Origin of the sequence: Shewanella sp. SG41-4, from assembly GCF_014164505.1 — a bacterium.
In the GTDB taxonomy this organism is placed as follows: domain Bacteria; phylum Pseudomonadota; class Gammaproteobacteria; order Enterobacterales; family Shewanellaceae; genus Shewanella.
This window is the reverse complement of record NZ_JACJFI010000115.1, coordinates 1-12,138: the sequence shown is the minus strand read 5'-3', so window position 1 is coordinate 12,138 and position 12,138 is coordinate 1. Positions and strand designations below refer to the sequence as shown.

Genomic DNA, 12,138 nt, shown 5'->3' with positions numbered 1-12,138 from the left:
TCACCACTTTATCAACACTAGCTAAATCATCAGCCTCAACCTCAGCTAGGTTAACCACGCTAACTTGCTCACCCTGCTCAACTAATATTTGCTTAATTTTCTGACAAATTGCCAGTGTTTGCCCATCGACCGTTGAATATAAAATTACAGTATTTAACATTAATTCTTCCAAAATGTGGGGGTAAATAGCACCAATAAGGTGAACACTTCTAATCGGCCAAATAGCATTGCCATCACCAGTACCCACTTAGCACCGTCTGAAATACTGGAATAATTTGATGCTACATCACCCAAACCAGGGCCTAAGTTATTTAAACTGGCTGCCGTTGCACTAAATGCAGTAATGGCGTCCATATCCATTGCCATTAAAATCACCATACACACCACAAACACTAAAGCATAAGCAGAGAAGAATCCCCATACCGCATCAATAATTCTGTCGGGTAAGGCCGTAGAGCCGATTCTAATGGAATACATAGCTTTAGGATGAACAAGTCGTTTCAGCTCACGCGACCCTTGTAGCACCAATAGAATTAAACGAATCACCTTCATGCCGCCGCCAGTCGAGCCAGCACAACCACCAATAAAGCTTGAGAATATTAATAGAATAGGTAAAAACAGCGGCCAGGAATGAAAGCTTTCTGTGCCAAAACCCGCCGTTGTTGAAATCGATACTACTTGAAAGAAGGCGTAATCGAGTGTTTTCTCTGGGGAGTCGTAAATTCCAGACTGATACAAGGTAGCAAAACAAATTGCGGTCAATACCAGCTGCACCGCAATAAGCACCTTAAATTCTGCATCTTTTAAATATACTTTGACGTTAATGCCACGGCGAGTAAATGCGGCAAAGTGTAAGCTAAAATTGACTGCCGCAATCAACAAGAAAAACGCACAAATCACGTTAATCAACGGGCTTTGAAAGTAACCAATACTGGCATCGTGAGTCGAAAAACCACCAATAGCAATGGTGGAGAATGAATGGCAAATAGCATCAAATGCATCCATACCGGCAAAGTAAAATGCCAATGCACAAGCGGTAGTAAGCAAAAAGTAAATGTACCATAAGGCTTTGGCTGTTTCGGCTATACGGGGAGTAACCTTAGTGTCTTTAACCGGACCTGGCACTTCAGCTTTATACAGCTGCATACCACCAATACCCAACAGAGGTAAAATGGCCACAGCGAGTACGATGATACCCATGCCGCCCATCCACTGCAGTAAATGGCGATAAAACAATATTGACTTAGGCAAGTCATCTAGCCCAACAATCACGGTCGCTCCCGTGGTCGTTAAGGCCGAAAACGATTCAAAAAAACTGTCGGTCCAGCTTAAATCGGGGTTATTAGAAAAAATAAATGGCAGTGCCCCTATCGATCCAAGCACTGTCCAGAACAACACTACAATCAAGAATCCTTCTCGGGTGCGTAAATCGCCTTTTTGATGGCGGTTGGGATACCATAATAAAAAGCCCAGAAAAATACTGACAAAAAAGGCCTGAATAAATGCAGTACCACCACCATCTTTATATAAGATAGCCACTAATGCTGACGGCAGCATGGTGATTGAAAATAATCCCATCAGCAAACCGGTGATTCTAATAATTGTTTTATATTGCATTAAGGGTTCTGTTTAAGTTGTGCTGCGTCGAATTTAACAATTGAGTGACATTTTGGCATAAGTTCGTCATAGCTCAAACTGTAAACTTTACTTGAAGCTGGCCCTGCGTCTGGGTAGCTAATGCTTGATTAAAAGCCTGATGGTGCGATTTAGCCAGTTCAAAATGTATTTCTACTTTGTCGGTAAACTCTTTATCCATTACCACGCCATCATATTGAGCAACCAAATACTCAACATCGGTGAGTTGAGCATAATGGCATACCAAGCGTGCAGGATACCTTAGATGCTTAACCTGAGTCTGTATTTGCGTTAATCCTTGCTTTATACCTGAGGTATAAGCACGTACTAAACCGCCCACACCCAACTTAGTACCACCAAAATAACGCACAACAATAACGCCTAGCTCACCAATTTTTGCGCCTTGTAAGCATGCGAGCATGGGTTTGCCAGCACTACCTGACGGTTCGCCATCATCGCTAGCGCCCATATCAATGGTATTTTCTGGGCTGCCAGCTACAAATGCGTAGCAGTAATGGTTGGCCCCAGGATATTGCTGCTTTATGTCAGTAAGCGCTAACTTCATATCATTAGGATGTGGGCAGTGAAATAACAAAGAGATAAAGCGGCTATGCTTTATCTCTTCTTCTATCAATACGTTAGCTTGTGGTATTAAATATGACTCAATCAACTAGACCAAACTCTCTGGTCATATTTTCTACTCGGTCTTGATGCACAATGACGTTATCTTCAATGCGAATCCCACCAAATGGACGCATCTCATCAACTGTAGTCCAATTAATCATTTGTTTAGCTGTCGCCGATAATTGATTAAGTAAGGTATCAATAATATAAAGACCAGGCTCAATAGTCAGTACCTGATTTGCAGCCAATACTCTAGTGCAACGTAAAAATGGATGTGCCTCAGGTGCAGCAATATGGGTTCCGCGCTCATCATGGGAATAACCGCCCATATCATGAACTTGTAACCCCAACATATGCCCTAATCCATGTGGGAAAAAGGCACTTGTTACGCCTTGGGCAACTAACTGTTCAGCAGTGCCATTCGCCAAGCCAAAATCAATCAGTAATTGACCTATATGATGGTGTGTCGCGATGTGCAGGTCGACGTACTTAACCCCTGGCTTCATCTGCTCAATAATGGCTAATTGCACTTTATCCAATGCGACTATTAATTCGTAAAAACGATTTTTCTCGAATGAGTAAGTACGGGTAATATCTGCGGCATAGCCATGATAACTGGCCCCAGCATCAATCAAAAAAGATAAACGCTGCGCAGGCTTAACATGCTCTAAAGCGGTGTAATGTAAAATAGCGGCATTTTGATTTAATGCCACGATATTGCCGTAAGGCACTTCATTTTCGCCTTGGCCAATTTCGAGCAAATAACGTTGCTGAATTTCAAACTCACTAGCACCATCATAAAATGCATTTTTGGCAGCCAAATGCCCTTTTACCGCAATTTGGTTCGCTCGGCGCATGCACTCAAGTTCATACAGAGTTTTGTCAGCACGATGATAATGTAGATAGTTCATTACTGCATCAGGGTTACGAGCCGAAAAACCCAATACATCAGCAACATCTAAGTGTTCACCAATATACGCCCACGCAGCTAAATCTTTAGGTAAAAAGTCAGCAACTCGATCTGGCTTGGTCAGTAACTGAATATCAAAATGCTCAGTCCAGAAGGCTTGCGGTACATCATTTACTTTATGCCAAAAATCCACTGGACGATAAAATATTAAAGTAGGCTTATCTTGGCCATTAGCGATAACCCAACAATTTGGCGTATCTAAAATAGGTAACCACGCTTTAAACTGCGGGTTCACTTTAAAGGGATAATTTAGGTCATCTAAAAACTGTCGATGAGGTTGTCCAGAGTGAATCACTAAACCCGAAAGATTTTCACGCTGACAAATTTCGCCTACTCGGCGATTTAATTCCGCCATGTGCGCATGATACAGATGTGCTAACTGATCCATTGACTATCCCTTTGCATGAGTTTTAACCCAATAAGTCTATCACAAACAGAAAAAGACCTCGCTAGATGATAAAAAATTAAACGGCCGTTTAAATTGGGTGTTGTAATTTATCTCATTTAGTCGCACACTGAGAATTAGCTGGTCAATAGATGGCCGAAACTGCTGTGATTCAAGCTTGATAACTGCACAGTAAATAAGATGTGGAAGTCGCTTTTAAGCAATAAGGAAGCAAGCAATGATCTACCAAAGCCCTACCATTCAGGTTGAGTTACTTGAAGATAATATTGCCAAACTGTGTTTTAACGCACAGGGTTCGGTAAATAAATTCGACAGAGAAACAATAGCCTCTCTTGATGCCGCCCTAGACAGCATCAAACAAAATACCAATATTAAAGCCTTGCTGCTGACATCAGCAAAAAGCACCTTTATTGTTGGCGCAGACATTACCGAATTCTTAACGCTATTTCAGCAAGACGATGCCACGTTGCTAGCTTGGGTTGAACAAGCCAACGCAGTATTCAATAAGCTAGAAGACTTACCGTTTCCGACAGCATCAGCGATTAACGGTTTTGCGTTAGGCGGTGGTTGCGAAACCATTTTAGCGACTGACTTACGCGTTGCTGATACCAATGCTCGCATCGGTTTACCAGAAACCAAATTAGGTCTTATTCCTGGTTTTGGTGGTACAGTGCGTTTACCTCGAGTAATCGGTGCAGATAATGCACTTGAGTGGATCACCACAGCTAAAGACCAACGTCCAGAAGATGCGTTAAAAGTAGGCGCTATTGATGCCGTTGTCGCACCAGAAAACCTAGAAGCTGCTGCGATTCAAATGTTACATGATGCCCTTAATGGTAGCCTTGATTGGCAAGCTCGTCGCACCAAAAAGCAATCACCATTACAGTTACCAAAACTTGAAGCCATGATGTCTTTTGCAACCGCAAAAGGCATGGTGTTTTCTGTTGCAGGCAAGCATTATCCAGCGCCAATGGCCGCTGTGAATGTTGTTGAACAAGCAGCTGGTTTGGATCGTGATGGTGCATTAAAAGTAGAAGCACTGGCGTTCATTAAATTAGCTAAAACAGATGTAGCCCAAGCGCTAATTGGTATTTTCTTAAATGACCAGTTCGTTAAAGGTAAAGCGAAGAAAGCCGGTAAACTCGCTAAAGATGTTAACCAAGCAGCGGTATTGGGTGCAGGCATTATGGGCGGCGGTATTGCTTACCAAAGCGCCAGTAAAGGCACACCAATTGTGATGAAAGACATCGCTCAGCCAGCATTAGAGCTAGGCTTGAACGAAGCAGCTAAAATTCTGACAACACAAGTGGCTCGTGGCCGTTCTACGCCAGAGAAAATGGCTAAAATATTAAATAACATTACCCCTTCTTTAGATTATGCCTCTATCAAAAATAGCGACATTGTGGTGGAAGCGGTTGTTGAACATCCAAAAGTTAAGGCCACTGTACTAGCTGAAGTTGAAGGTTACGTATCAGAAGATGCCATTATTGCATCAAATACCTCTACTATCTCAATCAACTTACTGGCTAAAAGCCTTAAGAAACCTGAACGTTTCTGCGGTATGCACTTCTTTAACCCAGTGCACAAAATGCCATTAGTTGAAATTATTCGTGGTGAGCACAGCTCTGAAGAAACCATCGCAACTGTAGTGGCTTACGCCAGCAAAATGGGTAAAACCCCAATAGTTGTGAATGATTGCCCAGGCTTCTTTGTTAACCGCGTATTGTTCCCATACTTTGCAGGCTTCAGTGGTCTACTTGCAGAAGGCGCTGACTTTGCTGCCGTTGATAAAGTCATGGAAAAACAGTTCGGTTGGCCAATGGGTCCAGCTTACTTACTTGACGTAGTCGGTTTAGATACTGGTCACCACGCCCAAGCAGTTATGGCTGAAGGCTTCCCAGATCGCATGGGTAAAAATGGCAAAGACGCTATCGACATTATGTTTGAAAACAAACGTCTAGGTCAGAAAAACACTAAAGGTTTCTATGCCTATTCTGTTGACCGTCGTGGTAAGCCGAAGAAAGACATTGATCCAACAAGCTATGAATTATTAAGCGCTGAGTTCGGTGAATTAAAGGCATTTGAGTCTGATGACATCATCGCTCGCTGTATGATCCCGATGATCATCGAAACGGTTCGTTGTTTAGAAGAAGGCATTATTGCATCACCTGCTGAAGGCGATATGGGTCTAGTTTACGGTATTGGTTTCCCTCCATTCCGCGGCGGTGTATTCCGTTACTTAGACACCATGGGCGTAGCAAACTTTGTTGCCCTAGCAGACAAATACGCACATCTTGGTGGCTTATATCAAGTTACTGATGCAATGCGTGCACTTGCAGCCAACAACGGTAGTTACTACCAAGCCTAATTAGCGGGAAAGGAATTAAATCATGAAACAAGCTGTTATCGTAGACTGCATTCGCACCCCAATGGGCCGTTCTAAGGCTGGGGTATTTAGAAATGTACGTGCAGAAACATTGTCTGCAGAACTAATGAAAGCACTGATGCTGCGTAATCCACAATTAGACCCTAACGACATTGAAGATGTGATTTGGGGTTGTGTGCAGCAAACACTAGAGCAAGGTTTTAACATTGCCCGTAATGCATCATTATTAGCTGGCATCCCTAAAACGGCTGGCGCTGTAACTGTTAACCGTTTATGTGGTTCGTCAATGGACGCCCTTCACCAAGCGGCTCGTGCCATTATGACTGGCCAAGGTGACACCTTCATTATTGGTGGTGTTGAGCACATGGGTCACGTACCAATGAACCACGGTGTTGATTTTCACCCAGGCCTTGCAAACCGTGTAGCTAAAGCATCTGGCATGATGGGATTAACCGCTGAAATGTTAGGTAAAATGCACGGCATTACTCGTGAGCAACAAGATGCGTTTGCGGTACGTTCTCATCAACGTGCACATGCAGCAACTATCGAAGGTCGTTTTGCCAAAGAGATTTGGGGCATTGAAGGCCACGATGTAAATGGCGCGTTGATCAAAGTGATGACAGACGAAGTCATCCGTCCAGAAACAACACTAGAGTCACTTGCGGGTTTACGTCCAGCATTCGACCCAGTTAACGGCACAGTCACAGCGGGTACATCATCTGCATTATCAGACGGTGCTTCTGCAATGTTAGTGATGGAAGAATCTAAAGCTCGCGCTTTAGGCTTAACCATCCGTGCACGTATTCGTTCAATGGCTGTTGCCGGTTGTGATGCTGCAATTATGGGTTACGGCCCAGTTCCTGCAACCAAAAAAGCATTAGCTCGCGCAGGTTTGTCGGTTGCCGATTTAGACCTTATTGAACTAAACGAAGCCTTTGCTGCACAGTCATTACCTTGTGTTAAAGATCTTGGCTTGCAAGATGTGGTCGATGAAAAGATTAACCTTAACGGTGGTGCGATTGCATTGGGCCACCCACTAGGTTGTTCTGGCGCACGTATCTCGACAACACTGATCAACTTGATGGAAGAAAAAGATGCAACGCTTGGTCTTGCCACTATGTGTATCGGTTTAGGTCAAGGTATCGCAACTGTATTCGAACGCGTTTAATCGTTCTCATACCAAGCTGATACTTTTCAGTTGTATGAAGTGAGTTGTAAAAACGAGCCAAAATTGGCTCGTTTTTTTATTTTAAAATTCTTCTACTTTGGCTAATGTTCCACGTGAAACATGTTTTATGAAAATTAAAAAATAATAAAAAAACTCAATATTACTTAAAAACCACGCAAACTTGGCAAGCTTTAATGACAGGAGTAACATTAGCGCTAATTTGATAAATAACATAGACAGCATTTAATGAACGATATTTATACCCAAGCACAACACCAACTCGATGCACTTGGCCTTCGATGCCCAGAACCCGTGATGATGATCCGAAAAACGGTACGCAAAATGGCAGAAGGTGAAACCTTGTTAGTCATTGCAGATGATCCTGCCACAACTCGTGATATTCCGAGTTTTTGTGAATTTATGGATCACACGTTAATTGCCAGTGATACCAGCAAAACGCCATACCAATATTTACTCAAAAAAGGACTTTAACTAATGACCATCACATTGGAAGCTATCGCATATAAAACAGCGAAGCGCGGCATAATGAAGCCAGCCTTTTGTGCCAATGTGACCTTAGAACGAGGTGTCGAAAATGATATTTTTGGCAGACCAGGAAAACGTCAAGTTACTGTAATGTCAAAACAGCAGTGGCAAACAGTCTGCCAACAAATTAATGCCGATTTAGACTGGTTAACTCGAAGAGCGAATTTATTGATCAGCGGCTATGAATTTAGCGCTGCAGATGTTGGCAAAATAATCTCCATCGGCGCTGAACTTAAATTACAAATTACCGGCGAAACTGATCCGTGTAAAAAAATGGAAATGGCTCACACAGGACTGGAACAAGCATTAACACCAGACTGGCGTGGTGGTGTTACCTGCCGCGTAATTCAAGCTGGGTTAATACAACCAGATGACTCGGTAAATATAGATTAGTAAAACCGATAAATCATTTTCGTTTAAGCCTTTCATATTAAAATCTATCACTATAGCACTCGTTGTTTGTTAATAACAAACAAACAAACGTGTTAATGTCTGTCATTAATTGATACAGATTTGTTGTACACCTTATCGGTAATTTATGCGATAAAGGATCCATTCAAACCGACAAACGCAGTAAAGCCAAATACTCTTTAGGTCATCTAATCATGCAAATGACATTTCCTAAACGGGTATTGGACTTGATTAAATCCACTGAAAATAAAAACGACAACGGATAATCTACTCTATGTTGACTCAAAAACTCACCCCACTTTACACCGCAATAGCACTGACCCTTGGTATTTCTGGTTTTGCTTATGCCGAAGATGACAAAGTAAAATGGCATGTAAATGCTCCAGAAAATGCGCCATTAAGTAAAATTGATATCAATGTAACCGAAGGCACATGGATTAACGTCAATGTATCGCCAGATGGTGAACACATTGTATTTGATTTATTAGGTGATATTTATCAAATACCGATAGCAGGAGGCGAAGCTAAACCACTGGCACAAGGTATCGCTTGGCAAATGCAGCCAGTATATAGCCCAGACGGTAAGTATATAGCTTTCACCTCTGATGAAGATGGTGGCGACAATATCTGGATAATGAATGCCGATGGTACCAATCCACATGCAATAACGACTGAAACGTTTCGTTTACTCAACAGCCCGGCTTGGAGTCCTGACTCACAGTATTTAGTGGCAAGAAAACACTTCACTGGTACTCGCAGTTTAGGTGCTGGGGAAGTGTGGATGTTTCACGTTGCTGGTGGCGAAGGCGTTAAACTCACTGAACGCCCTAATGAACAAAAAGATTTGGGTGAACCAGCCTACTCGCCAGATGGACGCTATATCTACTTTAGCCAAGATTCGACCCCAGGCAAGACCTTTCATTATTCAAAAGATTCTGTGAAAGGCATTTATAAGATTAAGCGTTATGACACCCAAACAGGCGATATTGAAGTATTGATTGAGGGTACCGGTGGTGCAATTAGACCGACACCAAGTCCTGATGGCAAAACCCTTGCCTACATCAAACGCGATGGATTTCAGTCGACCTTATATTCCCTAGACTTAAAGTCTGGTGAAGAAACCAAGCTGTATGACAAACTCGATCGTGACATGCAAGAAACATGGGCTATTCACGGTGTTTATCCAACAATGTCGTGGACAAAAGACAACAAGCACATCGTATTTTGGGCTAAAGGTAAAATCAATAAACTTGATGTCGACAGTAAACAAGTAACAGACATTCCATTCAGTGTTAGCACTCAGAGAGATATTCAGCCATCGGTCCGCTTTACTCAAAACTTAGATAAAGATGAATTTGATGTAAAAATGCTGCGTATGGCACAAGTATCACCAGATGGCGAAAAAGTGGTATTTGAAGCCTTAGGTAAAATTTGGGTTCGTGATATTAAAGAAGGAAAACATAAACGATTAACCCGTTTAGATGATGACATCAATGAGCTATTCCCACAGTGGTCACGTGATGGTAAAGATATCGTGTTCACTACATGGAATGATCAACAGCAAGGCACCGTCAGTGTGGTTAGCGCCAGAGGTGGTAAAGCCAAGGTGTTAACCAACGAGCCTGGCAAATATGTAGAGCCAACTTTTTCGCCTGATGGTGAATATATTGTTTATCGAAAAGCTCGCGGTGGATACATGACACCACGAACTTGGTCACAAGAACCGGGTTTATATAAAGTCGATATCAAAGGAAAGCAAAGCACTAAACTAACTGCCAGTGGCCATCAACCACAATTTGGTAACGACTCAGATCGTGTTTACTTTATGGATTCAGGTGAGACCCCAGAGTTTGCATCAATCGGCATGAACGGTTTTGAAAAACGAACTCATTACACCAGCGACCACGCTACCGAGTTTCGTTTATCACCAAACGGTGAGCACCTAGCTTTTGCAGAACGCTTTAGAGTGTACGTCACTCCTTTTGCGAAACACGGCGAAACCATTGCTATTGGACCTAAAGCAAGCAACTTACCCATTACCCAATTAAGTGCTCGTGCCGGCGAAAGCATTAGCTGGAACGGTAAAAATAACCAACTGTATTGGACATTGGGCCCTGATTTATACCAAGCCGATGTCGACACTCAATATATAAAATCTGAAACCAAGGTCGATCCAAAAATAACCTCTATTGGCTTTAAAGATAAGGCCGATGTTCCACGTGGAACAGTTGTGTTTACTGGCGGTAAAGTGATCACTATGGAGAATGATCAGGTTATTGATAATGGCGTTGTTATTGTTAAAGACAATAAAATTGTCAGCGTTGGTGATGCCAATACGATTATTCCTAAAAATGCTCAAGTCATCGATATTAGCGGTAAAACCATTATGCCTGGCATATTTGATGCCCATGCTCATGGCGGCCAAGCAGATGATGAAATCATTCCACAGCAAAATTGGGCCTTATATTCTGGCTTATCACTTGGGGTAACGTCTATTCATGATCCATCGAATGACACAACCGAAATTTTTGCTGCTTCCGAACAACAAAAAGCAGGCAATATTGTTGGACCACGTATTTTCTCAACAGGGACTATTTTATACGGCGCCAACTTACCAGGTTATACCTCGCATGTAGATTCACTTGATGATGCAAAGTTTCACTTAGAGCGTCTTAAAAAAGTCGGTGCGTTTAGTGTTAAGAGTTACAACCAGCCACGTCGAGATCAACGACAACAGATAATTGCTGCTGCACGAGAACTCGAAATGATGGTAGTCCCTGAAGGTGGCAGTTTGCTGCAGCACAATTTATCTATGATAGCGGATGGTCACACCACGGTAGAACATTCGTTGCCAGCGGCTTCTATTTATAATGACATCAAACAATTTTGGAGCCAAACAGAAGTTCACTACACACCGACCTTAGTTGTCGCATATGGCGGTATTTCTGGCGAGCATTACTGGTATGACAAAACTGACGTTTGGGCTCACCCTCGTCTAAGCATGTATGTTCCGCATGATATTCTTGATGCTCGCTCAATGCGCCGCACAACCGCGCCAGACGAACATTACAACCATTTTAATGTTGCCCGCGTAGCAAATGAGTTAAACAACATTGGCGTTAAACCAAATATTGGTGCTCACGGTCAACGAGAAGGATTGGCTGCACATTGGGAGATGTGGATGTTTGCTCAAGGCGGCATGAGTAATATGGAAGTATTAAAAACAGCGACTATTAACCCTGCAGTCACCTTCGGTATGGATCATCAACTGGGTTCTATTAAAGTGGGTAAATTAGCGGACTTGATAGTGATTGATGGCGATCCACTAGCTGATATAAGAACGACTGATAAAGTCACTTACACCATGGTCAATGGTAAGTTATTTAATTCAGAAACCATGAATCAGCTAAATGGTGATAAACATAAACGTAAGCCATTTTTCTTTGAAAAAATCTAACAATTAAGTAAGACAATAAAAAGGGTGTTCCACGTGGAACACCCTTTTTTATACTTTTAATAAAATCAATACTGACCATGACAATGGCAATCAGTCGTGTGGTCATTCACCATGCCAACCGCTTGCATAAAAGCATAACAAATTGTTGGGCCAACAAAATTAAAACCAAGCTTTTTTAATGCCTTAGACATAGCTTCAGACTCTGCCGTTTGTGCAGGAACTTGGCTGGATGATCTGAAGTTGTTTGCTCTCGGTTCACACCCAACAAATCCCCATAAAAACTTAGAGAAATCATCACCCTGCTCAACAAAGGCTAAATAAGCTTTAGCATTTCTGATGATCGAGTTTATTTTAAGACGATTGCGTACAATACCTGGTTCTAGCATTAACGCTTCACCTTTAGCTCGATCGTACTGTGCAAAAATACCAGGCTCAACATTAGCAAACAGTTGCTGGTAGTTTTGTTGCTTTTTAAGAATCGTAATCCAAGATAATCCCGCTTGTTTCCCATAAAGACACAACTTAGCAATAAGCT

General features: G+C 42.3%; 10 protein-coding genes. 5 read left to right on the top strand and 5 right to left on the bottom strand.

All coding sequences use genetic code 11. From position 1 onward, the window contains the following. The 4 genes from H5202_RS11920 to pepQ all read right to left on the bottom strand — a co-directional run. Positions 1–160 (bottom strand): flavodoxin domain-containing protein (locus tag H5202_RS11920; RefSeq protein WP_220493861.1); only part of this gene is annotated, 160 nt, incomplete at its 3' end. Beyond that, positions 160–1,617, bottom strand: coding sequence for a TrkH family potassium uptake protein (locus H5202_RS11915; protein ID WP_011635508.1), 1,458 nt, complete (start codon positions 1,615–1,617; stop codon positions 160–162). The genes H5202_RS11915 and H5202_RS11920, both read right to left, overlap by 1 nt. A gap of 73 nt (positions 1,618–1,690) precedes the next feature. Then, complete coding sequence (locus tag H5202_RS11910; protein WP_123778743.1) at positions 1,691–2,305, bottom strand: YigZ family protein; 615 nt, start codon at positions 2,303–2,305, stop codon at positions 1,691–1,693. Then, positions 2,298–3,617: a Xaa-Pro dipeptidase gene (gene pepQ, locus H5202_RS11905; RefSeq protein ID WP_182772264.1), complete on the bottom strand. Its 1,320-nt coding sequence runs from the start codon at positions 3,615–3,617 to the stop codon at positions 2,298–2,300. The genes H5202_RS11910 and pepQ overlap by 8 nt, the downstream gene beginning before the upstream one ends. A 235-nt stretch (positions 3,618–3,852) precedes the next feature. On the opposite strand from pepQ, the gene fadB reads away from it, so the two are divergent. The 5 genes from fadB to H5202_RS11880 all read left to right on the top strand — a co-directional run bounded on the left by fadB (position 3,853) and on the right by H5202_RS11880 (position 11,603). Beyond that, the gene (gene fadB, locus H5202_RS11900; protein WP_182772263.1) at positions 3,853–6,003 is read left to right on the top strand and encodes a fatty acid oxidation complex subunit alpha FadB; all 2,151 of its coding nucleotides are present in this window, start codon (positions 3,853–3,855) and stop codon (positions 6,001–6,003) included. A gap of 22 nt (positions 6,004–6,025) precedes the next feature. After that, a complete protein-coding gene (fadA, locus tag H5202_RS11895; protein WP_182772262.1) occupies positions 6,026–7,189 on the top strand; it encodes an acetyl-CoA C-acyltransferase FadA in 1,164 nt (387 codons plus the stop codon). Between the two features lie 246 nt (positions 7,190–7,435). Then, positions 7,436–7,681 (top strand): sulfurtransferase TusA, encoded by a 246-nt coding sequence (gene tusA, locus H5202_RS11890; RefSeq protein ID WP_102036113.1) that lies wholly within the window; start codon positions 7,436–7,438, stop codon positions 7,679–7,681. A 3-nt stretch (positions 7,682–7,684) separates the two neighbouring features. After that, positions 7,685–8,128 carry an MOSC domain-containing protein gene (locus H5202_RS11885; protein WP_102036114.1) on the top strand — a complete coding sequence of 148 codons (444 nt, stop codon included), beginning with the start codon at positions 7,685–7,687 and terminating at the stop codon, positions 8,126–8,128. A 292-nt stretch (positions 8,129–8,420) separates the two neighbouring features. Further along, complete coding sequence (locus H5202_RS11880; protein WP_182772261.1) at positions 8,421–11,603, top strand: amidohydrolase family protein; 3,183 nt, start codon at positions 8,421–8,423, stop codon at positions 11,601–11,603. A 65-nt stretch (positions 11,604–11,668) separates the two neighbouring features. Here the strand turns inward: H5202_RS11880 and H5202_RS11875 are convergent. Then, a partial coding sequence (locus H5202_RS11875) for a DNA-3-methyladenine glycosylase I (protein WP_182772260.1) occupies positions 11,669–12,138 on the bottom strand: 470 nt, incomplete at its 5' end.

Coding starts and splice junctions, on each gene's coding strand:
- H5202_RS11915 (WP_011635508.1), bottom strand. CDS start 1,617: ATGCAATATAAAACAATTATTAGAATCACCGGTTTGCTGATGGGATTA.
- pepQ (WP_182772264.1), bottom strand. CDS start 3,617: ATGGATCAGTTAGCACATCTGTATCATGCGCACATGGCGGAATTAAAT.
- fadB (WP_182772263.1), top strand. CDS start 3,853: ATGATCTACCAAAGCCCTACCATTCAGGTTGAGTTACTTGAAGATAAT.
- fadA (WP_182772262.1), top strand. CDS start 6,026: ATGAAACAAGCTGTTATCGTAGACTGCATTCGCACCCCAATGGGCCGT.
- tusA (WP_102036113.1), top strand. CDS start 7,436: ATGAACGATATTTATACCCAAGCACAACACCAACTCGATGCACTTGGC.
- H5202_RS11885 (WP_102036114.1), top strand. CDS start 7,685: ATGACCATCACATTGGAAGCTATCGCATATAAAACAGCGAAGCGCGGC.
- H5202_RS11880 (WP_182772261.1), top strand. CDS start 8,421: ATGTTGACTCAAAAACTCACCCCACTTTACACCGCAATAGCACTGACC.